This is a genomic window from Microbacterium azadirachtae, assembly GCF_000956505.1.
Taxonomy (GTDB): Bacteria; Actinomycetota; Actinomycetes; order Actinomycetales; family Microbacteriaceae; genus Microbacterium; species Microbacterium azadirachtae_A.
This window is the reverse complement of the sequence record NZ_JYIX01000039.1, coordinates 280030-303017: the sequence shown is the minus strand read 5'-3', so window position 1 is coordinate 303017 and position 22988 is coordinate 280030. Positions and strand designations below refer to the sequence as shown.

General features: G+C 71.5%; 21 protein-coding genes. 8 read left to right on the top strand and 13 right to left on the bottom strand.

Features of this window, described 5'->3' with window-relative positions; all coding sequences use genetic code 11:
* The first annotated feature begins 53 nt into the window (after positions 1 to 53).
* From RS86_RS17655 to RS86_RS17640, 4 genes are all read left to right on the top strand, one after another.
* Entirely contained in the window at positions 54 to 1088 is a 1035-nt protein-coding gene (locus RS86_RS17655; protein ID WP_045273538.1) for a DUF917 domain-containing protein, read from the top strand.
* The gene (locus RS86_RS17650; protein ID WP_045273537.1) at positions 1085 to 2650 is read left to right on the top strand and encodes a PucR family transcriptional regulator; all 1566 of its coding nucleotides are present in this window, start codon (positions 1085 to 1087) and stop codon (positions 2648 to 2650) included. Before RS86_RS17655 ends, RS86_RS17650 begins: the two co-directional genes overlap by 4 nt.
* A 68-nt stretch (positions 2651 to 2718) precedes the next feature.
* Positions 2719 to 3477, top strand: a complete 759-nt coding sequence (locus tag RS86_RS17645; RefSeq protein ID WP_045273668.1) for an IclR family transcriptional regulator — start codon at positions 2719 to 2721, stop codon at positions 3475 to 3477.
* Positions 3478 to 3536: 59 nt separating this feature from the next.
* The gene (locus tag RS86_RS17640; protein ID WP_045273536.1) at positions 3537 to 5012 is read left to right on the top strand and encodes a glycosyltransferase family 39 protein; all 1476 of its coding nucleotides are present in this window, start codon (positions 3537 to 3539) and stop codon (positions 5010 to 5012) included.
* A 100-nt stretch (positions 5013 to 5112) separates the two neighbouring features.
* On the opposite strand, the gene RS86_RS20685 is transcribed toward RS86_RS17640, so the two are convergent.
* A complete protein-coding gene (locus tag RS86_RS20685) occupies positions 5113 to 5262 on the bottom strand; it encodes a hypothetical protein (RefSeq protein WP_160299709.1) in 150 nt (49 codons plus the stop codon).
* 152 nt (positions 5263 to 5414) lie between these two features.
* Complete coding sequence (locus RS86_RS17635; protein ID WP_045273667.1) at positions 5415 to 6200, bottom strand: helix-turn-helix transcriptional regulator; 786 nt, start codon at positions 6198 to 6200, stop codon at positions 5415 to 5417.
* A 153-nt stretch (positions 6201 to 6353) separates the two neighbouring features.
* Here RS86_RS17635 and ilvD point away from each other — a divergent pair, with 153 nt between their 5' ends.
* Complete coding sequence (ilvD, locus tag RS86_RS17630) at positions 6354 to 8210, top strand: dihydroxy-acid dehydratase (protein WP_045273666.1); 1857 nt, start codon at positions 6354 to 6356, stop codon at positions 8208 to 8210.
* A 90-nt stretch (positions 8211 to 8300) separates the two neighbouring features.
* On the opposite strand, the gene RS86_RS17625 is transcribed toward ilvD, so the two are convergent.
* Together RS86_RS17625 and RS86_RS17620 are read right to left on the bottom strand one after the other, a co-directional pair.
* Entirely contained in the window at positions 8301 to 9110 is an 810-nt protein-coding gene (locus RS86_RS17625; protein ID WP_045273535.1) for an ABC transporter ATP-binding protein, read from the bottom strand.
* Positions 9107 to 9784, bottom strand: a complete 678-nt coding sequence (locus tag RS86_RS17620) for a FadR/GntR family transcriptional regulator (protein WP_045273534.1) — start codon at positions 9782 to 9784, stop codon at positions 9107 to 9109. The genes RS86_RS17625 and RS86_RS17620 overlap by 4 nt, the downstream gene beginning before the upstream one ends.
* A gap of 173 nt (positions 9785 to 9957) precedes the next feature.
* Here RS86_RS17620 and RS86_RS17615 point away from each other — a divergent pair, with 173 nt between their 5' ends.
* Entirely contained in the window at positions 9958 to 11742 is a 1785-nt protein-coding gene (locus tag RS86_RS17615; protein ID WP_045273533.1) for a 2-isopropylmalate synthase, read from the top strand.
* Between the two features lie 154 nt (positions 11743 to 11896).
* On the opposite strand, the gene RS86_RS17610 is transcribed toward RS86_RS17615, so the two are convergent.
* From RS86_RS17610 to RS86_RS17575, 8 genes are all read right to left on the bottom strand, one after another.
* Complete coding sequence (locus tag RS86_RS17610) at positions 11897 to 12625, bottom strand: AroM family protein (protein ID WP_052680360.1); 729 nt, start codon at positions 12623 to 12625, stop codon at positions 11897 to 11899.
* Complete coding sequence (locus RS86_RS17605; RefSeq protein WP_052680359.1) at positions 12622 to 13491, bottom strand: ABC transporter ATP-binding protein; 870 nt, start codon at positions 13489 to 13491, stop codon at positions 12622 to 12624. The genes RS86_RS17610 and RS86_RS17605 overlap by 4 nt, the downstream gene beginning before the upstream one ends.
* Positions 13488 to 14324 (bottom strand): ABC transporter ATP-binding protein, encoded by an 837-nt coding sequence (locus RS86_RS17600; RefSeq protein WP_052680358.1) that lies wholly within the window; start codon positions 14322 to 14324, stop codon positions 13488 to 13490. The genes RS86_RS17605 and RS86_RS17600 overlap by 4 nt, the downstream gene beginning before the upstream one ends.
* A gap of 1 nt (position 14325) precedes the next feature.
* Positions 14326 to 15270, bottom strand: a complete 945-nt coding sequence (locus tag RS86_RS17595; RefSeq protein WP_045273532.1) for a DUF1177 domain-containing protein — start codon at positions 15268 to 15270, stop codon at positions 14326 to 14328.
* Positions 15271 to 15284: 14 nt separating this feature from the next.
* Complete coding sequence (locus RS86_RS17590; protein WP_200892833.1) at positions 15285 to 16583, bottom strand: M20 family metallopeptidase; 1299 nt, start codon at positions 16581 to 16583, stop codon at positions 15285 to 15287.
* Positions 16584 to 16622: 39 nt separating this feature from the next.
* Complete coding sequence (locus RS86_RS17585; RefSeq protein WP_045273531.1) at positions 16623 to 18212, bottom strand: ABC transporter substrate-binding protein; 1590 nt, start codon at positions 18210 to 18212, stop codon at positions 16623 to 16625.
* Between the two features lie 82 nt (positions 18213 to 18294).
* Positions 18295 to 19170 (bottom strand): ABC transporter permease, encoded by an 876-nt coding sequence (locus RS86_RS17580; RefSeq protein ID WP_045273530.1) that lies wholly within the window; start codon positions 19168 to 19170, stop codon positions 18295 to 18297.
* Positions 19163 to 20170 carry an ABC transporter permease gene (locus tag RS86_RS17575; protein ID WP_045273529.1) on the bottom strand — a complete coding sequence of 336 codons (1008 nt, stop codon included), beginning with the start codon at positions 20168 to 20170 and terminating at the stop codon, positions 19163 to 19165. The genes RS86_RS17580 and RS86_RS17575 overlap by 8 nt, the downstream gene beginning before the upstream one ends.
* A 187-nt stretch (positions 20171 to 20357) precedes the next feature.
* On the opposite strand from RS86_RS17575, the gene RS86_RS17570 reads away from it, so the two are divergent.
* Complete coding sequence (locus tag RS86_RS17570) at positions 20358 to 21173, top strand: IclR family transcriptional regulator (protein ID WP_045273528.1); 816 nt, start codon at positions 20358 to 20360, stop codon at positions 21171 to 21173.
* Positions 21170 to 21883 (top strand): dipeptidase PepE, encoded by a 714-nt coding sequence (pepE, locus tag RS86_RS17565; RefSeq protein WP_045273527.1) that lies wholly within the window; start codon positions 21170 to 21172, stop codon positions 21881 to 21883. Before RS86_RS17570 ends, pepE begins: the two co-directional genes overlap by 4 nt.
* A 37-nt stretch (positions 21884 to 21920) precedes the next feature.
* On the opposite strand, the gene RS86_RS17560 is transcribed toward pepE, so the two are convergent.
* Entirely contained in the window at positions 21921 to 22931 is a 1011-nt protein-coding gene (locus RS86_RS17560; protein WP_052680357.1) for a LacI family DNA-binding transcriptional regulator, read from the bottom strand.
* Positions 22932 to 22988: the final 57 nt, after the last annotated feature.

The window sequence follows — 22988 nt, the reverse complement described above, 5'->3', positions numbered from 1 at the left end:
TGGGTGGTGCGAGGGGGTCTCGGCGAACAAGACCGGAAAGCTACTCTGGGACGATGGCGTGGCGACTGCGACCCGAGGACGTGACCGCGCTCGCGCTGGGCTGCGCGCTGCTCGGCTCGGGCGGCGGCGGCACGACCACCATGCTCGAGCTCATGCTCGCCGGCGTCGACTCCGGTCCTCGTCCGCTCGTGGACGTGGACGAGCTGGATCCCTCGACGCCCTGCTTCGGCGCCGCGTTCGTGGGCTCCACGATCCTGCTCGGCGAGCGCATGCCGGGCCTCGCGCCGTTCGGACGCCTGGTGGCCGCGGCGGAGCGCTGGCTGGGCACGCGGATCCCCGCCGTCTGCTCGATCGAGGGCGGCGGCCTGAACAGCCTCGTCCCGTTCCTGTTCTCCGGCGAGCGCACGATCGTGGACGCCGACTGCACCGGCCGCGCCGTGCCGGAGCTCGATCAGATGTCGCTCTTCGTCGACCGGGTGCCGGGCCTCGTGTTCACCTGCGAGAGCGGCGCCGGCGGAGTCGCTCTCGTCGAGACGGATCGCGCCGTGGACGCGGAGCGCATCGTCCGCTCGGCCATCATCCAGGCGGGCGGGAGCGGCGCGGCCGTGCTCGCCGGGTTCACGGTCGGCGATCTCCGCGAGCACGCGATGCCAGGACACCAGCGGCGCGCGCTCGCGCTGGGGCGCGCCTTCCTCGCGGCGCGCTTCACGTCCCCGGCCGAGCTCGCCGCGACGCTCGGGGCGCGCCTGCTGACCGAGGGACGGATCGACCGGATCTCCCCGCACCACGCCGATCCGCACGTGCAGTCCGTCGAGATCGCCGGCCCCGGCGGCGCGGTCGACCGCGTGGTGACCCGATCGGAGTCCCTCGCCGTGCTCAGCGACGGCGCGCTGCTCGCCTCCGCGCCGGCGATCATCGTGGTCCTCGACGCCGCGTCGCGCGAGATCCTGCAGGTCACCGACCTCGTTCCGGGACGGCGCGTGGTCGTGCTCTCGCTGCCGGCGCCGGACTGGTGGCTGGAGCGTCCCGACCGCCTGCGCCGTGTGCTGCCGTCGACGTACGGTCTCGCCGAACTGGACGCCGCATGACCGCCCGACTGTCACTCGCGGGCCTCCGCGCGCACCCCGAGAACGGGGGCCTGCGCCGGATCGCAGGGCCGGAGGACGCCGCGTGGGACGCGGTCGCGGTGGAGTCGGCGGAGGCGGACCTGCCGGTTCTGCCCGACGGCGGCCTCGCGGTGCTGCTCGACCCCGCACCAGAGACCCCCTGGCAGCAGGACGCGATGCTGCGCCGGATCCGCGAGCGCGGCTTCCGCGGCGTCGCGCTGCCGGGGGCCGCCGAGTTCGACCAGGGTGCGCAGCGCCTCGCGGAGCGGCTGGGGATCTGCCTGCTCGACGTGGAGCGGCCGATCGTGCTCGCCCAGGCCTGCTGGATGCTGGTGCAGGCGCAGGACGCGCTCACCCTCTCGCACGTGCGCAAGGTGGCGCGCTCCTTCGAGTATCCGGCTCGGGACCTGCCCGATCTGCTGCGCCAGGTCTCCGCCACGCTCGGCCATCCGCTCGCCCTCGTGGACGGCACGGACGTGCTGCATTCCTCGGGCGGCGAGCTCGATCCCGCGCTGCACGCCGCGATCGATTTCCGTCCCTGGATCGACATCGCCCGCGCGGGGAGCCACACTGCAGCCTCCGTCCGCGTGGACAGCCCGAGCCGGCCGGGTCTGCGCCTGGTCGTCTTCGGAGAGGGCCTGAGCGAGAACCAGCTCGCCGCGCTCTCGGTCGCCGCCGAGGTCGCGATGCCGGCCGTCGCGGCGCGGATCCTCATCGACGAGGTCGCCGAGGTGAACGACGTCTCCGCCTCGTCCGCGCTGCTCCGCGACTTCGTCGACGCGCGGGGTCTCGCCGACGACGACATCGAGCGCCGCATGGGCGAGCGCGGCTGGCGCACGAGCGGGCACCATCTCGGCTTTCGGATGGTCGGGCGTGGCCGGCTGGATCCGCTGCCGCTGCTCCGCGCGGTGCGCGCGGCCCTCGGCGGGATCGCGGCGGAGGCGCACGTCACCACGGCCGGGCGCGGGCTGAGCGGGTGGCTCGCGTTCTCGGAGGCGCCTGATCCCGCGACCGTCGAACGGCTCGCGCGCGGGCTGCGCGCCCTGCACCGCGAAGTGGGCCGCTCCTTCGCGATCGCGACGGGCGTCGGCTCGCTGCAGCGCGGCCCCGCGGGACTCGCCGCGACGCTGGACGAAGCCGCGGACGCGGCCCGGATCGCGGCGTCGCGCTCGGCGACGGGCTGGTTCGTCCGCGTCGACAGCCTCGGGCTCGAACAGCTGCTGCTGGCCTGGACCGGAAACGACACGTTCGTGCCCGCGGCGGAATCGCTCCTCGCGCCGCTGCAGGGCGCGACCGGCGACCTGCTGCGCACGCTCTCCGCCTATCTCGACCAGGAGTCGAGCCTGGTCGCCACCGCCGAGGCGCTGAATCTGCATCGCAACACGGTCGCGGTGCGGATCCGGCGGGTGCAGGAACTCCTCGGCGTCGATCTGACGGATCCCGAGACGCGTCTCGCGATGCACCTCGCCTGTCGCGCCGTGCTGGCCCCCGCGTCCGGCGACGGCGTCACGGCACGACGCGAGCATGGGATCCTGGGAGCGTGAACGCCGATCGCACGGACAGCGGCGCCGGGACGGGCGCGCCCGCGAACGCCCCCGACGACCGGCCTCAGGTGCCCGCGGCCGAGCACACCCTGCGGATCCTGCGGTTCCTGGCCCGGCGTGCGGGCCCGGTCGCGGCGTCCGCCCTGGCCCGCGAGCTCGACATCCCGCGTTCCACCGTCTATCACCTGCTCGCGACCCTCGAGGCGCACGGCTTCGTCGTGCACCTTCCGCAGGAGCGGCGCTGGGGGCTCGGCACGAGCGCCTTCGAGCTCGCGGGCGGATACGCGCGGCAGGAGCCGCTGGCCCGGCTCGGCCGCCCGCTGCTGGCAGGGCTCGCCGACCGGCTGGGCGAGAGCGCGCACCTCGCCGTGATGACCGGCCGCGACGTGCTGTACATCGTCGAGGAGCGCGCCCTGCGGCGCCCGGCCCTCATCACCGATGTGGGCGTGCGACTGCCCGCACACCTCACCGCGACCGGCCGGGCCATGCTCGCCGCGCTCCCCCGCGAGCAGGTGCGCGCCCTGTACCCCGACGCCGCCGCGTTCGCGCAGCGCAGCGGCGGCGGCCCTGCCCGGCCGCGCGAGCTGAACGAGCTGCTGCGCGAAGTGCGCCGCGACGGCATCGCCCGGGAGGACGGCGAGGTCACCGCGGGCTTCCGTTCGGTGGGCGTCGCAGTGCGCGACCACGTCGACTGGCCGGTCGCCGCCGTGGCCGTGACCTGGGGCGAGGAGGCATCGGTCGACGAGTCCGCGATCGTGGACGCGGTGACGGAGACAGCCAGGCAGCTGCAGCGCCGGCTGGGCTACGGAGCACGCGCCGGATCCTGATCCTCCGCGGGCGGCCGCCCGTACGGCGTGCGCACAGCCCGGACCGGGAGGATCGGCGAGTGCGGACGAGGACGGATCGGGGGCGGCTGCGGCGCGTCGCCGTGATCGCGGGCGCCGTCGGCCTGCTCGCGGGTGTGATCGGCTCCTGGATCCCGTCGTTCTGGGGCGACGAGGCGGCGAGCATCATGTCCGCCTCCCGCACGTGGCCGGAGCTCTGGCGCATGCTGCAGACGGTCGACGGCGTGCACGGCGCGTACTACGCGTTCCTACACGTCTGGATCGGGCTGTTCGGCGCGAGCGAGTTCTCGGTGCGCCTGCCGAGCGCGATCGCCGCCGGCTTTCTTGCCGCGGGCACGGCGGTGCTCGCCGGCCGCCTCGGCGGAATCCGGCTCGCCCTGGCCTCTGGGCTCATCGCGGCGCTGCTGCCGCGCACCGCGGTGATGGCGGCGGAGGGGCGCTCGTACGCGATCGGATCCGCGATCGCCGTCTGGCTCACCGTGCTCCTGCTCGCGCTGCTGCGGCGCCGGCCCCGGTGGTGGCTCTGGGCGGCGTACGCGGCGGGCACGGCCGCCGCGATCTACGTCTTCCTGTACCTCGCGCTGCTGCTCGTGGTGCACGGGGTCTTCGTGCTTCTCTTCCACCGCCAGGTCCTCTGGCGGTGGCTGACAGGGGCTGCGGCCGGCGTGCTGCTGGCGCTGCCGATCGTGCTGGTCGCGGCCGCGGAGCGGAACCAGATCGGCTTCCTCGCCTACCGCGACTACATCACGCCGCTGAACGTGCTCGCGCTGCAGTGGTTCGACCCCGCGACCGCCTGGCCGTGCCTCGCGCTCATCGCGGTCGGCGCGATCGCCGCGCTCCGCGCTCGCAGACGGGACCCCGGCGGATTCCGGCTGAGCGCGCTGGCCCTGCTCTGGCTCGTGCTCCCGACCGCCGCCGTGCTCATCGCGAGCACGCTCATCGCCCCCATGTACACCGTGCGCTATCTGTCGTTCTGCACGCCGGCGGCCGCGATCCTCGTGGCGATGGGGGTGCTGACCGCGGCCGGATGGATCGCCCGCCGCACGCCGCTGGCCGCCGCGACGGCGACCGGGATCCTACTCGCCGTCGTCCTCGCCGCGTTCGTCCCGAACCTGCTCGTGCTGCGCGGTCCGTACGCGAAGGACCGCAGCGACTGGCGTGCGGCCGCCGGCTACCTGCACGCCCACGCCACACGGGGCGACGCCGTCGTGTACGACGACCGCCCGAAGGACTCGGAGAAGCCCCGCCTCATCACGGCGATCCATCCCGTCGACGTCGCGGGACTGGGCGACCCTGCCCTGCTCGCCTCGTTCCGCACCCAGCCGGGTCTGTGGGACCGCGCCCGTCCCAACGACGCGCTCACTGCCGCCGACCTCACCCCCGAGGTCTGGGCGCTCGAGCGCGGTCCCGATCCGGAGCACTCCCCCGACGTCCGGCATCTGGAATCGCTCGGCTACCGGATCCTCTCGTCGCACCGGATCAACGTCACGACCGTGCTGCACCTGGCGCAGCCCTGACGCGTCCGACCTCGCCGTACGGAGGCATCGGAGAGATCGTCGCGATCGGCCTCGGCCGGCTGACCGTCGTGTTCTCCGGCCTCGTGCTGATCTTCAAGGATCAGATCATCGGCTGATTCAGCACCGATCCCGCTGTGCTCGCCGAGAGCGGCGCGCTGCTGACCGCGATGCTCGTCTCCACGCTGTTCAACGGCCTCACCGGACTCGCGATCGCCGTGTTCCAGGCCACCGAGCAGATGCGCAACGCCACGACCTCACCGTCTGAGCCCCACCCATCCCGCGCCTCCAGGTCGCACTCTCCGCCTCCAGGTCGCAGAAACGGCTCCTCCCGCGCCTGGGGAGAGCCGTTTCTGCGACCTGAGCGGCGGTGGATGAGCTGGCTGAGCGGCGGTGAGGCGCGGCTCAGGCCGGCACGTACATGACGACCGTCAGCCCCGGTGCATCCGCAGGCACGAGACTGTGGTGCTCGAACACGCGCCGGCCGTCCTTCGGATGTTCGAACACCCGCTGCCGGGAGGCGAAGCGTTCGACCGCGTGCTCGGCCCACTGGATCCGGAAGTCGTCGCTCACCTCGAGCAGTCGCTCGATCAGCGCGCGGTGCCGATCCGAGCTGAGCCGCACCCCCGACTCCGCCCGGAACTCGGCCAGGAAGCGCCTGCTCTCCTGAACCCAGTCCGGCAGCATGCGGCGCAGCCGCGGATCCGTGTAGATCAGCCAGAGCAGGTTGCGATCCCCGGGGTCCACGGTGCCGATCGGCTCGTAGAGGCGCGCGTAAGAGGCGTTCCAGCCCAGGATCGCCCAGTCGCTCGCCACGACGAACGAGGGGAAGGCGAGCGCGTCGACGAGCCGCTGCAGATGATCCGGGATCCGCTCCGTCTCCTCGGCCGGGGCGTCCTCCGCGGGCCCCGCGAGCCGCACCACGTAGTCGAACTCGGCCGGGCTCAGCTGCAGCACGCGCGCGACCGCGCCGAGCACCTGGCGGGAGACGCCGATGTCCCGCCCCTGCTCGAGCCAGGTGAACCAGCTCGCGCTGACCCCGGCGAGCGCCGCGACCTCCTCGCGGCTGAGGCCGGTGTCGCCGCGGCGCGATGCCCGGGGCAGGCCCAGCGCGGACCGGCTCGCCGCCCGGCGGCGCGAGGCGAGGAACTCGCCCAGCTGCTCACGGCGGGGCGTGCGCGGGCGGATCATGACCGGCACCCGGCGCGACCCGCCCGGGACGGCGGAGCGGATGCGGCTCCGCAGCGAATACACCTCATGTCGAAACAGTACTCCGAGTACTAGTACAAACCCTCCTCGCGACCGGGCTCGGCAGAAGCACGCGACAGGTCCACAATGGTCACCATGGTCGCTTATCGCTCTCGCACGGTCACCCACGGACGCAACATGGCCGGCGCCCGCGCCCTCTTCCGCGCCGCCGGCGTCGACGGCAAGGATCTCGGCCGCAAGCCGATCATCGCCGTCGCGAACTCCTTCACCGAGTTCGTCCCCGGCCACACGCACCTCGCCCCGGTCGGGCGCATCGTGTCGGACGCGATCTCGGAGGCCGGCGGGATCCCGCGCGAGTTCAACACGATCGCCGTCGATGACGGCATCGCGATGGGCCACGGCGGCATGCTCTACTCGCTCCCGTCGCGCGACCTCATCGCCGACTCCGTCGAGTACATGGTCAACGCGCACTGCGCCGACGCCCTCGTCTGCATCTCGAACTGCGACAAGATCACCCCCGGCATGCTGCTGGCGGCCCTCCGACTGAACATCCCCACCGTGTTCGTCTCCGGCGGGCCGATGGAGGCCGGCCGGGCGACGCTCGTCGACGGCACCGTGCGCTCCCTCGACCTCGTGGACGCGATCAGCGACGCGGTGAACGAGAACATCTCGGACGCCGACATCCTGCGCATCGAGGAGTCCGCCTGCCCGACGTGCGGATCCTGCTCCGGCATGTTCACCGCGAACTCGATGAACTGCCTCACCGAGGCGATCGGGCTCTCCCTCCCCGGCAACGGCTCGGTGCTCGCGACCCACACGGCCCGCCGCGCGCTGTACGAGAAGGCCGGATCCCTCGTCGTCGACATCGCCCAGCGCTACTACGAGGGCGACGACGAGAGCGTGCTGCCGAAGAGCATCGCCACCGAGGCCGCCTTCGGCAATGCGATGGCGCTGGACATCGCGATGGGCGGATCCACCAACACGATCCTGCACCTGCTCGCCGCCGCTCACGAGGCAGGGGTCGACTTCGGCCTCGCCGAGATCGACGCGATCTCGCGCCGCGTGCCGTGCCTCGCGAAGGTCGCGCCGAACTCGGCCGGCGGGCGGATCTACTACATGGAGGACGTGCACCGCGCGGGCGGCATCCCCGCGCTCCTCGGCGAGCTGCGCCGCGGAGGCCTGCTCGACGACCAGGTGCACACCGTGCACGCGGCGACGCTCGGCGAGTGGCTGGACGAGTGGGACATCCGCGGCGGATCCGCCTCCGAGCAGTCCCAGGAGCTGTGGCACGCCGCCCCGGGCGGCCGCCGCTCGTCGACCGCGTTCTCTCAGTCCGAGCGCTGGGCCTCGCTCGACACCGACGCCGAGGGCGGCTGCATCCGCGACGTTGCGCACGCCTACTCGAAGGACGGCGGCCTCGGTGTGCTGCACGGCAACATCGCCGAGAACGGCGCCGTGGTGAAGACCGCGGGCGTGGACGAGTCGATCTGGACGTTCTCCGGCCCCGCCGTGGTCTGCGAGTCGCAGGACGAGGCGGTTGAGAAGATCCTGAACAAGCAGGTCAAGGAGGGCGACGTCGTCGTCATCCGCTACGAGGGCCCCAAGGGCGGCCCCGGCATGCAGGAGATGCTGTACCCGACCTCGTTCCTCAAGGGCCGCGGCCTCGGCAAGGCCTGCGCGCTGATCACCGACGGGCGCTTCTCCGGCGGCACCTCCGGCCTGTCCATCGGGCACGTCTCGCCCGAGGCGGCCGCGGGCGGCATGATCGCGCTCGTCGAGGACGGCGACATCGTCTCGATCGACATCCCGACCCGCAAGCTCGAGCTCGACGTGCCCTGGGAGGTCCTGGAGCGCCGCCGCGAGCACCTCGAGGCCAACGGCGGCTACCGCCCGAAGAACCGCGTCCGCGAGGTCAGCCCGGCGCTGCGCGCCTACGCGCACTTCGCCCAGTCCGCTGACAAGGGCGCGATCCGCATCGTCCCGGAGCTCTGAGCCCAGCCCGATCTCTCCGAGTCGTCCCCGTCAGCGGCCCCTATAGGGTGCGCTGACGGGGACGACCCGGTTTCTGCGCCACCGGGCGGGTCAGGCGGGGACCGCCGCCCTCCGGGAGCGGTGGGTCCGCGCCGACCAGCGGGCGCCCGTCCTGGTGACCTCGATCGGGTGCGCGAACGCCCGGGAGATCGTCTCGGTCGTGACCGCACTCTCGACCGATCCTTGCGCAGCGATCTCGCCCTGCGAGATCACGAGCGCATGCGTGGTCGTCTCCGGCAGATCCTCCAGGTGATGCGTGACCAGGATCGAGGCGAGCTGCGGATCCCGGTGCGCGAGCGCGTCGATCGTCTCCAGCAGCTGCTCCCGCGCGGCGACGTCGAGCCCGGTCATCGGCTCGTCGAGCAGGAGAAGTCGCGGCCCGCACGCGAGCGCACGCGCGATGAGCGCCCTGCCCCGCTCCCCCTGCGAGAGCGTCGGCCACAGCGCCTCGCGCCGGTGCGACAGCCCGACGTCGGCGATCAGCTCATGCGCCAGGGCGATCTGCTCCGGCTCCGGCGTCCAGCGCATCGGCGTCTCGATCGTGCCGGTGAGGCCGGTCAGCGCGACCTCGGTCACCGTCAGGGGCGAGCGCAGCGGGTGCCGCGGATCCACGTGCCCGATCAGCCGGCGCAGCTCCTGCAGGTCGACCCGGCCGATCCGGTGGCCGAGGACCTCGGCGGTACCGCTCGAGGGATGCGTGCGCGCGCCGCAGATCCCGAGGATCGTGCTCTTGCCCGCGCCGTTCGGCCCCAGCAGCGCCCAGTGCTCCCCCGCCCGCACGACCAGACCGACCTCGTGCAGGATGTCCTTGCCCTCGCGGCGCAGCGTCACGGCGTCGAGGCGCACGACCTCGGCGCTCACCGCAGGCCGTCCTTGAGCGAGGCGAGGTGCGCGCGGCTGAGCCCTGCGGCCAGCGCGGCGTCGCCGGCGCGGACCGCGTCGGCGAGACGCTCATGCGCGGCATGGTCTTCGGCGCCGCCGAAGGCGGAGCGGATCCGCAGCATCGCGATCATCGTCTGCCGAAGCCGCGGGGTGAACCCGTCGAACAGCTCCGTGAGGATCGGGTTCGCCGCCGCGACCACGATCGCACGGTGGAAGGCGAGGTCGGCGTCGATGTGCTCCTCGAGATCCGAGCGACGCTGCTCCCTGACGGTCAGGGCGCGCCGGATCGCCCGGAGGTCGTTCGCGGTGCGGCGCTCCGCGGCGAGCGCGGCGGCCTCGCTCTCGATCGCGGTCCGCGCTTCGATCACGCTCACGATGTCGGCGCGCTGCAGCACGGCGTCCCAGTCGTCGCGCACGTCGAGCGCCGCGACGAACACGCCGGCGCCCTGTCGTGCCGAGAGGACCCCGCGCCCGGAGAGCTGCCGGATCGCCTCGCGCACGGTCGAGCGGCCCACGCCGAGCTGGGCGGCGAGCGTCGTCTCGCCCGGCAGCCGCGCACCCAGCCCCCACTCCTCGGCCCGGATCCGGCCGAGGAGCACGTCCGCCGCCTGATCCGCCATCGACGTGCGCTGCACGGCACCGTTTCCCGACATCTCAACTCCTCAACTTGTCTGAGGAGTTAACGCTACACTGCCTCCATGCTCGTGCGCGCCCTCCTTCTTCGCCGCCACGACGGGGTCTGACCGGACCGGCTCCCCCGTCGTGGCTGATGCGCCGCGCCGGTCGCCGAAACCGCAGCCGAAGTCAAAGTCGAAGGAACACAACAATGACCAGCACCGCCTTCCCCGGCATCTCCACGCCGGCCGGCCCCCTCCCGGTCAACGCCCCGGGGTGGAATCGTCAACGGCACTCGCAGATGCCGTCCCATCGCTACGCAGACCCCTACGACCGGGTCGCGATCCCCCTCTCCGATGCCGAGCGGACCTGGCCGACACGACGCTTCACGGCCGCACCGCTGTGGGTCCCCGTCGATCTCCGCGACGGCAACCAGGCGCTCGCGGAGCCCATGGATCCCGCGCGCAAGCGGCGCTTCTTCGATCTCATGGTCGCGATGGGCTACAAGGAGATCGAGGTCGGCTATCCCTCCGCCTCGCAGACCGACTTCGACTTCGTCCGGCTGATCGCCGAGCAGGGCATCGCCCCCGAGGACGTGACGATCGTCGTGTTCACCGCCGCACGGCGCGATCTCATCGCCCGGACGGTCGAGGCGGTCCGCGGCATCCGCAACCCCGTCGTGATCCACCTGTACACCGCGACGGCGCCGATCTGGCGGGAGACCGTGCTCGGCCGCGACCGCGACGAGCTGCGGGAACTGATCCTGGACGCGGGGCGCGATGTGCGCGCCCTCGCCGGAGATCTGCCGCGCGTGCGCTTCGAGTTCTCGCCCGAGGTGTTCATGCTCACCGAGCCCGACTACGCGCTCGAGGTCTGCAATGCGATGACCGCGCTCTGGGAGGCGACGCCGGAGCGCCCGGTGATCCTGAACCTGCCCGCCACGGTGGAGATCGCGACGCCCAACGTCTACGCCGATCAGATCGAGTACATGCACCGCAACCTGGAGCGTCGCGAGGGGGTGATCCTCTCCGTGCATCCGCACAACGACCGCGGCACGGGGATCGCCTGCGCGGAGCTGGCGCTGCTCGCCGGCGCCGAGCGCATCGAGGGGTGCCTCTTCGGCAACGGCGAGCGCACCGGCAACGTCGACCTCGTGACGCTCGCCCTGAACCTGCACGCCCAGGGCATCGACCCGATGATCGACTTCTCCGACATCGACGAGATCCGGCGCACGGTCGAGCACAGCAACAGGATCGAGGTGCACCCGCGCCACCCCTATGTCGGCGACCTCGTGCACACCGCGTTCAGCGGCACGCATCAGGACGCGATCCGCAAGGGATTCGCTGAGCACAGGGCGCGCGCGGCGTGCGAGGGCAGAACCGAGCGCGAGATCGCCTGGCGGGTCCCCTATCTCCCGGTGGATCCGGCGGATCTCGGCCGCTCGTACGACGCGGTGATCCGGGTGAACTCGCAGTCCGGCAAGGGCGGGATCGCCTATCTGCTCGAGACCGGGTTCGGGGTGCAGCTGCCGCGCCGCCTCCAGATCGATCTCGCCGGTCACGTGCAGCGGCGTGCCGACGAGAGCGGGGCGGAACTCGATGCGCACGCGCTCTGGCGCATCTTCGACGAGACCTACCTCGGAGCGGGCGACGACACCCGCATCGCGCTCTCCGAGGTCCGCATCGAGGAGACCGCCGCGGAATCGCGCGTCGCATTCCGGCTCCGCATCGACGACGTCGAGACCCACGCGGAACGGATCGGCGTCGGCCCGGTCGAGGCGGTCACGGCCGAGTTCGCGCGGCGCGGCCTGGCGATCGAGGTCCTGGACCTGCATCAGACGAGCATCGGATCCGGCAACGCCGTCGAGGCGCTGACCCTCCTCGAGCACAGGAGCGCGCACGGCACGGGGTGGGTCGCCGGGCGCGACCGCTCGGTGCTCACCGCGACCCTGAACGCGGTCGTCGCGGCCGCCGACGCCGCCCTGCGCACGTCCTGACGGGATCGGATCCGTCGCTCTGACGCTCCCCCTACCCTTGCGTCGTCCCCCTCAGCGCACCCCATAGGCTCCGCTGAGGGGGACGACTCGGAGATCGGCGGGCAGGATCGGCCTCGGCTCCAACCCGCAGGAGCCCCTCAGCCCGCTGAAGCCCTCAGACGGTCTCCGCCACCAGGCGCGCGGCGAGTGTGCGGGCCAGCAGCACCTTCGCGGATCCGGGTTTCGCGGATCCGGGGCCGCCGGATCCGGATCCGGCGGTGGCCACGGTGCCGGAGCCGCCCCCGGCGACGAGGGCGCGCATGCGCTCGGAGTAGCCGATGCAGTCCAGGAAGATCCAGTCGACGCCCTCGGCGCGCAGCTGCTCGCCGGCCGCGACGAAGGCCGCGTCCGGCGCGGTGTACGGATCTGCCACGGCGACCGCGGCGCGGAGGCCGTGGTCGGCCCGCCATCGCTCCGCGATGGGGGCGGCCTGCTCGGGCTCCGGCACCACGACGCCGAGGCGCCCGTCGCCGATGAGCGCCGCGGCGGCGCCGCGGCCGAGCTGCTCAGCGGTGTAGAGCGGCACAGCCGCGGTGAGGCCGGGCAGGTTCCCCGTGCACAGCAGCAGCACCGCCCCCGCACCGTCGGCGACGACGCGCTCGATCGCGGCCTGGACGAGCGGGAGCATCCGCGGCTCGCTGAGCCTGGCCATCCCGCCGTCCCGCAGGCGCGACACGAGGACTCGCTCGCCCTCGACCGGGGCGAGCGCCGCGACGCCCGCGGCGTCGAGCTCGTCCAGCGCCCCGCGCTCCATGAGTGCGACGGCCGGGAGCAGCGGCGCGATGTCGGGCGTCACATCGGTCCGCGGCGCCTGGCCGATCGTCACCAGCCCGAGCGCGCTCATCGCGCGCGCTCGGAGTCGCCGCCGACGGGTGCGGCGAGCCCCGCCTCGATCACGGCGCGACGCATCGCGCGGTCCTCGAGCGCATCGGGATCGGGGACGGGGACGGCCGCCAGCAGTGCGCGCGTGTAGGGATCCTTCGGGTCCGCGAGCACCTGCGCGCAGACGCCGGACTCCACGACACGGCCCTTGTTCATGACGATGACGTCGTCGGCCATGAACTCGACCACGGCGATGTCGTGCGAGATGAAGAGGTAACTGAGGCCGAGCTCGTCCTGGAGGTCCTTCATGAGGTTGAGCACCTGCGCCTGCACCGAGACGTCGAGGGCCGACACCGGCTCGTCGCACACCACAAGACGGGGCTTGAGCATGAGCGCTCTGGCGATGCCGATGCGCTGCCGCTGCCCGCCGGAGAACTCGTGCGGATACCGGTCGGCGTGCTCCGCCTCGAGTCCGACCAGTTCGAGCATCTCGCCGACCCTTGTGCATTGCTGCCCCGGCGTGAGGCGCTCGCGCAGCCGGAGGGGCTCGGCGAGCAGCCGGCCGACGGTCCACCGCGGATCGAGGGAGGCGTAGGTGTCCTGGAACACGATCTGCATGTGCGCCCGCTGGGCCCGCATCCGCTCGGCGTCGAGTCCGAGCAGATCCACGCCGTCGTACGTGACGCTGCCCGACGTCGGCTCGGTGAGGCGCAGCACGCAGCGCCCTGTCGTGGACTTGCCGGATCCGGATTCGCCGACGATCGCGAGCGTCGATCCCTCGCGCAGATCGAAGTCGATGCCGTCGATCGCGCGGAAGACCTCGCCGCGCTTCCCCCCGCGCTGCGGGTACTCCTTGACCAGACCGCGCACACTCAGCAGTGCACTCATCCGAAGACCTCCTCGGGAAGCGTGGGAAGCCGGCGCTTCCCGATGTTGCGCGACGGCATGGAATCGAGAAGTGCTCGCGTGTACGCATGCTGCGGCGCGTGGAAGATCTCGCGCACTCCCCCGGCCTCCAGGACCTTGCCGTGCCGCATGACGACGACCCGCTCGCACGACTCGGCCACGACCCCCAGGTCGTGCGTCACGAGCAGCACCGCGGTGCCGTGGGTCTGCTGCAGCTGCAGGATCAGGTCGAGGATCTGCGCCTGGGTGGTCACGTCGAGCGCCGTGGTCGGCTCGTCCGCGATGAGCAGGTCCGGCTCGCACGACATGGCCATCGCGATCATCACGCGCTGACGCATGCCTCCGGAGAGGTGGTGCGGGTAGGACGCCGCGACCTGTGCAGAGCGCTCGATGCCGACCATCTCGAGGAGCTCTCTCGCCCGGTCGTCGGCGGCCTTGCGTCCCAGTCCGCGATGCCGCCGCAGCGGCTCGCGGAGCTGGAACCCGACCGTGAACGCGGGGTTCAGGGCGGTCATGGGCTCCTGGAAGATCGTGCCGATCCGGTTCCCCCGGATGCCGCGCATCCCCTTCGCGCCGATGCCGGACATGTCCTGATCGCCGAACAGGATCCGGCCGCCGGCCATGCGCACGGCGCGCGTGGGCAGGAGGCGGATGATCGACATCGCGGTCAGGCTCTTGCCGGATCCGGACTCGCCGACGAGGCCGAGCGTCTCGCCTCGGCTGATCTCGAAGCTGATGCCGTCGACCGGGAACGAGGTGCCGCGGCGGGCGTCCACCCGCACACGGAGGTCTTCGACGCGAAGGAGGGCGGACATGTCAGACCTCGACGTTCCCGAGGGTCTGCAGGTGCGCGGCGCTGCCGTACAGCGAGGTCAGGTGGGCGAACTGGTCCTCGTCGAAGAACGACAGGCTGCCCGCTCCGAAGTACTTCGCCGTCTCGACCGCGAACCGCGCGGCGAGCTCGATGTCGACCTCGTGGCTGGCTCCGGTGGCGCAGCCCGCGACCGGAACCGCCGTCGTGATCGCGACACCCACGACCGGAGCCTCGGTGGCGACCGCGGGCTGCAGGATCGAGTTCAGGTGGTGCAGGTCGTTGCCGTAGGGGGTGATGTCCTGCGTCGCGAGCGGGAAGATCACGGCGCTGCGTCCGGTCACGGTCTCCGCGACGCCCACGAGGTCCTCGCTCGGGCGCAGGATGTAGCCCGACTTGACCGTCGGGGAGATCGCGATGCCGCGGTGGTTGATCGTGCGATTGCCCTTCGTGGTGTCGATCGACAGCACCGCCTCCATCGCCTCGTCCACCTCATGCAGGTTCATGGTGAGGATGTCGACGGGCGAGTCCATGAAGGGCACCGGGTCGTGGGGCTGGGTGGGGGCCCACCCCGTGACGTGGGTCGTGATCACCACATCGCCGGGCAGCACGTCGCCGCGCGCCGCCATCTGCAGCAGCTTCGCGGCGGCGGAGAGGGCCGCGGCCGCGCCGTCGCCGTCCGAGACGTAGCCGATCAGCTCCGGACGGGCGCCTACCCCGCCGAGCCGGCCGATGATGCCGAGGGTGCGCGCGGATCCGCCGGAGGCGCGGCCCGCGGTTCCGGGCAGGAACACCCGCACGAAATCGGTGCTGCCCTTGTCGCCCTCCACGACGGTGACGGTGATCTCGGCGCCCGGCGCACGGTAGGAGCGCAGGTGCTCGGCGAGGGCCTCGCCGGAGGTTCCGGGGGAATCGAGCAGGTCGACGACGGTCAGGACATGGTTCAGCATGGGTTCGGTCTCTCTCAGAGGGCGGGAAGGTCGTCGGCGTCGCGCACACCGAGGTAGCGCAGGGCCGTGAGCGCGTACACCTTGGCGGCGAGCACCACGTCGCCGGCGCGGGCACGCTCGTCGAAGCTGTGGATGGTCTTGAGGTCGGCGGGGCCGTACTGCAGCACGGGGATGCCGTGGCTGCGGAAGGTGCGGGCGTCGGACGACGCCCACTGCAGCACGCCCTGCGCCTCGGGGTCGGAGAGCTCCCGCAGCGCGCCGACGAGGGTCTCGACGATCGGATCGGTCGGCGCGGTCCAGTTCGGCTCGCTCATGAAGCCGATGGGATCGATCTCGGCGTCGATGCCCTCCTCGGCGAGGATCTCCCGCGCGCGGTCGAGCACCTGGACGCGGCTGAGACCGATCGGCACCCGGGTGTCGAACTCGATCACGCAGGTGTCTGCCACGACGTTGGTCGAGGTGCCGCCGCGGATCGTGCCGACGTTGATCGTCACGCGTTCGAAGACCTGCGCGACCTCCGGTTCGTATCCCTCGCGCTGCACGGCGAAGTGCTGCGAGTCGGCGATGAGCTGACGCAGCTCCTCCGGCGCCTCCGGCACCATGTCCCAGAGCCGCTGCAGGGCCAGGATCGCCCTGGCGCCGAGCAGGTTCGCGCTCACTCCGTGCACAGGCTGGAGGCTGCCGTGTCCTGGAATGCCGCGAACGGTGAGGCGGAACCAGTTGCTGCCCTTCTGCCCGATCGTGGGATGGTCGCGCTCTGCGGGCTCGGCGATCACACCGCCCGTCGCGCCGTCCAGCACGCCCTGGCCGAGCAGCCAGTCGGCGCCCAGGCGGCCGCCGGTCTCCTCGTCGGGCACCGCGGCGAGCGAGATCCGCCCGCGCAGGGGCACGTCGAGGCGGTGCAGCAGCGTGTAGACGTGCAGGAGTCCGGCCAGGCCCGCCTTCATGTCGCTCGCGCCGCGCCCGCGGAGCCAGCCGTCGACGACGTCTCCGGCCAGGGGCGGGAAGGTCCACCGGGAGACGTCCCCGATCGGGACGACATCGCTGTGGCCGGCGAAGACCAGATGCCGGTCCTCGCCCTTCTCGCCGCGGTGGGCGACGACGCTCACCCGCCCCTCTCCGGCATCGAAGAGCTCGAGATCCATGCCCTCGTCGCGCAGGCGCCCCGCGATCACCTCGGCGATCTCGGTGCAGTCACCGGGAGGGTTCTCGCTCGGCGTCCGGATGAGCAGCCCGGCCAGCGCCAGCAGCTCCTCCTGCGACTCGTCGACGGCGGCGAGGAGCCGCTGCTCCCACTCTGCGATCGTGGACATGGATGACTTCTCTCTCTTCGATGCCGGTTCGGGCTGCGGTCAGGACGTCTTGCTGAGCTGGAAGAACCGGATCAAGCCGTCCGGGTAGGACGTGTAGCCCTTGACTTCCTTGCGCTCGGTGACCGCGATGTTGTACTCGTACAGGTAGCCCCAGGGCGCGTCGGCGTCGATCTGCTGCTGCATCTGCCCGTAGAGCTCATTCCGCTGGGCCGCGTCCGACTCCGTCGAGGCCTGCTTCCACAGGCTGTCGACGGTCGGGTTGTCGTAGTTCATGTAGTTGCTCGAACCCGACGTCGTCATGAGCAGGCCCAGGTGGTAGCCGGGGTCGTTCACGAACGAGGTCCAGCGGCTGATGTACGACTGCACGTTCTTGCCGGCCAGCGCTTCGAGGAACTGGGCGCGCGCCATGTTGTGGATGTTCATGGTCACGCCGATCTTGGCGAGCTCCGCCTGGATCAGCACGGCGTCGTCGTTCCAGTCCGGGAAGCCGGATCCGAGCGTGAAGTCGAACGAGAACCCGTTCGGGTAGCCCGCGTCCGCCAGCAGCTGCTTGGCCTTGTCCAGGTCGTGCTTCGCGTCGTAGCCCTTGTCGGTGAATCCGGGCGTCGAGCTCGCGACGGCCGAGCGCATCGGGCTCGCCTGCCCCTGCATGACGTCGGAGATGAGCTTGTCGTAGGGGATCGCGTAGGTGATCGCCTCGCGGACCTTCGGGTTGTCGAAGGGCGCGATCTTGTTGTTCATCGCGAAGAACAGGATCTTGTTGCTCGGGCGGGAGTCGACGACGAGCCCGTCCTTGCCGTTCAGGCCCTTGAGATCCTTCGGTGCGATCTCCAGTGCCATGTCGACCGAGCCCTTCTGGACCAGCTGCAGGCGGTTGGAGGCGTCGCCGATGAACTTGATGTTCACGGTGCCGATCGCGGGCTCGGCGCCCCAGTACGACGGCGAGGCGGTCAGCTTGGCGGCGGTGGCCGGGTCGTAGCTGTCGATCTTGTACGGTCCGGACCCGGCGGTGTTCGTGGCGAGCCACTTCGCGCCGCCGTTCTTGTCCACCTGGTCCATGTCGATGATCGAGAAGGAGTACATCGGGATGATCTGCAGGAACAGGTGGTTCGGCGCGGTGAGCGTGATGACGACGGTGTGGTCGTCCTTCGCGGTGACCGTGTCGATCCCGGCCATCTTGTAGAGGAAGCTCGCCGAGGCGGAGGCCTTGATGTGCTCGTAGCTGCGCACGACGTCGCTCGCGGTCAGCTTCTTGCCGTCCTGGAACGTGACGTCCTTGCGCAGGGTGAACGTGTACGTCGTGTGGGCGGCGTCCGCCTCCCACTTCTCCGCGATCATCGGCTTGATGGTCGCGGTGTCGGAGACCTGCTTGCCGTCCACGGTCTTGGTTCCGTACGTGACGAGCTGGTCGTAGGAGGCCAGGACCAGGGTGTCGCTCGTGCCGTCGTTGGCCTCTGCGGGGTCGAGGGTCGTCCCTCCCTCGGAGTAGGCGACGGTCAGCGACTGGTTCGCGGACGAACCGGAGGCGCCATCGCCCTTGTTCGCATTCGCATTCGCGACGCAGCCGGCGGTGCCGAGCATGACGGCGGTCGTCAAGGCGAGCGCGCCGATCAACCTCGTTCTCTTCATCGTGGGGCCTTTCTTCTTGCTGTGCGGGTATTCGGTGCGGGACCGGACGACGGAGCGGTCGCCTCGTGGGCGCCGGCCGCCATCATCGGGCGGAGGTGCGCAGCCGGGGGTCGAGGGTGTCGCGCAGTCCGTCGCCGAGGAGGTTGAAGGCCAGGATCGACGTCGCGATCGCCAGGCCGGGGAAGAACGTCATCCACCACTCGCCGGAGATGATGTAGCCGCGCCCGTCGGAGATCATGACGCCCCATTCGGCGAGCGGCGGCTGGGCGCCGAGGCCGATGAAGCTCAGCGCCGCGGCGGTGAGGATCGCGTATCCCATGCCCAGGGCGGAGCGCACCATGATCGGCGCCATGCCGTTGGGCAGGATGTGGCGGAACAGGATGACACCGTCGCCGAGGCCGATCGCCCTGGACGCCTCCACGAATTCGCGCTCTCGCAGCGCCACGGTCTGTCCGTACATGATGCGGGCGAACTCGGGGATGCCGACGACGCCGACGGCGATCATGGCGGATCCCAGCCCTGGTCCGAGAGCGACGGCGAGCGCCATCGCGAGCAGCAGAGAGGGGAAGGCGAGCAGCATGTCCATGATGCGCATGAGCACCATGCCTGTGGTGCCGCGCACGTAGCCTGCGATGGCGCCGATCGGAAGACCGACGACCAGCGACACCGCGACGGCGATCAGACCGGTCCACAGCGAGACCCTGGCCCCGGCGAGCACGCGGGAGAAGATGTCGCGGCCGAAGTTGTCGGTGCCGAACAGATGCTCCCCCGACGGCGGTGACAGCAGCGGCCCGACGCCGGTCTGGTTGGGGTCGTAGGGCGACGCGAACAGCGCGACAAGGCCGCCGAGCGTCCAGAACAGGATGATCACGAGCCCGACCATCGCGGACGGGTTCCGCAGCAGGAGCGAGAGCGCGCCGGTGGCCGTACGGCGCGGGCGGATCCGAGTCTCAAGCATTGCGCACCTTCGGGTCGAAGATCGCCTGCGACAGGTCGACGATCAGGTTCACGACGAGGTAGATGATCGCGGCGATCAGGGTCATCGCCTGCACGGGGGCGTAGTCGTTGGCCTTGATCGACTCGGTCACGTAGCCGCCGACCCCTGGCCAGCTGAAGATCGTCTCGGTGATGACCGCCCCGCCGAGGAGCTGCCCGAGCTCGAGGCCGACGATCGTGACGATCGACGGGGCCGCGTTCTTCAGCGCGTGCCCGCCGATGACGCGGGCCGGGCCCATGCCCTTCGCCTCGGCCGTGCGGATGTAGTCCTGGCCCATCACCTCGAGCATCGCCGAGCGGGTCATCCGGGAGATGATCGCGATCCCGCCGACCGACAGGACCATGGCGGGCCAGATGAGGTGCGAGAACGAGCTGGCGAACGCGACGCCGTCGCCGGTGAGGAGGCTGTCCACGAGATACAGCCCTGTCACGTGCGTGGGCGGGTTGACGTCGTCGGCGATGCGTCCGATCGGGGCGGGCGCCCAGCCGAGCGTCCCGTAGAAGAAGGAGATGACGAGCAGGCCCAGCCAGAACAGCGGCATGGAGACACCGAGCAGCGAGACCACACGGGTGAGGTGATCGGCGAGGCGTCCGCGCTGCATCGCGCTGACGATGCCGAGGGGCACCCCGATCAGGACTCCGATGATGAGTGCCGCGAGCGCCAGCTCCACCGTCGCGGGGAACCGCGTGGCGAAGTCCTGGGCCACCGGATGCCCGGTGTGCCAGGCGTAGCCGAGGTTGCCCTGGAGCAGGCCGACGACGTAATCGCCGAACTGCTGCCAGATCGGCTGATCCAGGCCCATCTGCTCGCGGAGCTTGTCGACCACGCTCTGATCGGCGTTCTCGCCGGCCAGGGTCCGTGCCGGATCCCCGGGCAGCACCCGGGTGATCAGGAAGATGCAGACGACGACGCCGAGCAGCGTGGGAATCATCGCGAGCACACGGCGGACGACAGTCGACATGGCTCTCCTCACTTCGCTGTTTGGGGGGGATGTTCCGCGTCCGAGCGGCGCGTAGCGACAACTATCTGCGATGTGAGATGGTTGTGCAACTCGATCTCACTATTTGATCCGGCAGGTGCACGCGGGGGAACTCGTCAGGCAGAATGCCGAGGAAACCTCGCGCAGAACGGCTCAGAAGGAGCACTCCATGGACAAGGGATCGGGCTCCCGCCCCCCGCTGCAGACGGTGGATCGCGCACTGTCGGTGCTGCTGTCGTTCACCGGGCGGCGCGCCGAGTGGGGCGTGATGGAACTGGCCGAGGAGTTCGACCTCGACAAGTCCACCGCGCAGCGCCTGCTCGCGACGCTCGCCGCGCGCGGCTTCCTGTCGACCGACGCCTACACCCGCCGATACCGGCTGGGTCCTGCCCTGTGGCGGATCGCCTCCGCCTGGGAACGACAGGGCGGGATGGCCGCACTCGTCGAGCCGGTGCTCGCGGAGCTCGCGGAGGAGGCCTCGCGCACGGCCGTGTTCGCGATCGCGGATGGCGCCCATGTGCGCGCCGTGGCCGCGGTCGAGGGCGGCGGGGTGCCGATGCGCAACCATCCCCTGGTCGGCGAGCTGTACCCGGCGCACGCAGGGGCGACCTCCCGCGCCTACTTCGCGTTCCTCTCGGCAGGGCAGCGCCAGGCGCTGATGTACTCGCTGCCGCTCGCCCGCTTCAACGACCTCACGATCCACGACGCCACGCTCATCGAGCAGGCGATGTCGGAGGCGGCGACGGCCGGCTGGGCCTACTCGGACGGCGAGTACGACTTCGACACCCGCGCCGTCGCCGCGCCCGTGTTCGTCGCGGGGCGGCCGATCGGATCCGTCAGCATCGGCGAGCACAAGAGCGAGCGGCTCGGCGACATCCGCGCGCACAAGGACGCGGTGCTGCGCACGGCGAACGCGATCGCCCAGCTCCTGTCCCCCCGTGCCCCGGCCGCCGTGGCGAGCCCCGCCCCCGAAAGGACCCGATGAACCTGCTGCTGATGTCGAACTCCTCCAACGCCGGATCCGGCTACCTCGCCCATGCGTGGGACGCCGTCCGGGAGGCGCTCGGCGAGGCTGCCCGCCTCGTCTTCGTGCCGTACGCGCTGGCCGATCTCGACGCCTACACGGCGAAGGCCCGCGAGGCGTTCGCCGCTCAAGGGATCGCGGTCGCCGGTGCGCACGAGGAGGGCGACCCCGCGGCGACGATCCGCGGCGCCGAGGCGGTCTTCGTCGGCGGCGGCAACACCTTCCGCCTCCTGAAGCGGGTGCGCGACCTCGGCCTGAGCGAGCCGCTGCGCGCCCACGCGGCGGCAGGTCGGCCGTATCTCGGCGCGAGCGCGGGGACGAATCTCGCCGCCCTCACGATCCGCACCACGAACGACATGCCCATCGTCGAGCCCGGAGGCTTCGACGCGCTCGGCCTCGTGCCGTTCCAGATCAATGCGCACTATCTCGACGCCGACCCGAGCTCGACGCACGCCGGCGAGACCCGCGCCCAACGCCTCGCGGAGTTCCACGAGGAGAACGACACCCCGGTGCTCGCGCTGCGCGAGGGCGCCTGGCTGCGGGTGCTCGGCGAACGCCGGACGATCGGCGGCCAAGCCGTGACGCCCGGGCGGGGCCCCGCGCTGCTGTTCCGCCGGGGAGCCGCCCCGGTCGAGGTCGAGGGCGACGTCACGGCGCTCCTCGCGGGCTGAGCCGACGGCGGGCCTCCCCGTCGACGCCTGAGCGGGCTCAGCCCCCGGTCGACGTCCGCACGATCAGGGCGCCGTGCTCGGGCGGAGGCACGGCGAGCGCGAGGTCCGGTTCGAGCTGGGTCAGCAGGGCGGCCGCGGCCTGGCGCCCCAGCGCCTGCGGCTGCAGGTCGACCGCGGTGATCGCCGGTGCGACGCTCCGCAGGCTGTCCGCATCGGATCCGCACACCACGCGCACGTCCTCCGGCACCCGCACCCCGCGCTCGACGAGTCGGTCCACGAGCGCCCTGGCGTGATCGCTGGTCAGGCAGTACACCCCGTCGGGCGGCTCGGGGAGGGCGAGCAGCTCATCGGCGGCGACCGCCCCCTCCTCGTGCTCCGAGCGCTCCGGCACATGCCGCACGTGCTGGGCGGCGGGCGGCGTCCGCTCCCGATACCGCCGCACCGTCGCCTCGTTCCACTCGATCGCATCCGTGCCCACGACCAGCGCGATGCGCGTCGCCCCCGACGCCGCGAGGTGGTCGAGCACCCGATCCGTGATGAGCGCGGTGGCGATGTCGATGACGTGCGGGTCGTCGGGGTCCGCCGGATCCGCGCCGACCAGCGTGTACGGCATGCCTCCTGCGCGCAGCGCGGCGATGAGCGGGTCCCGATCGACCGGATCGGTCACGATGATGCCGTCGCACGCCCAGGCCGTGGTCGGGGCGTGCGGCACGGCCGGATCCGCGACGAGCATGAGCGCGTACCCCTGGCCGAGGGACGTGAGCGCCGCGGCGCCGGCGAAGCGGGGGAAGTAGTCCACGTCCTGGATGTGCTGCGGCTCCACGCCGACGGCGGGACGCAGCACCAGCCCGATCACTCCGAGCCGACTGCGGCGCAGCCCGCTCGCGACGACGTCGGGGTGGTACCCCAGCGCGGTCGCGGCCGCGCGCACGCGCGCCTGGGTCGCCGGGTTGACCACGCCGTTCCCGGAGAATGTGTGCGACACGGTGGTCACCGACACGCCCGCCCGGCGGGCCACATCGCGGATCGTGGATCGCTGTCTGCGCATGCCGCGATGATAATCGCGGAATCCGCTTGTCCAAATCGTTTTGGATCTTTAGCGTTG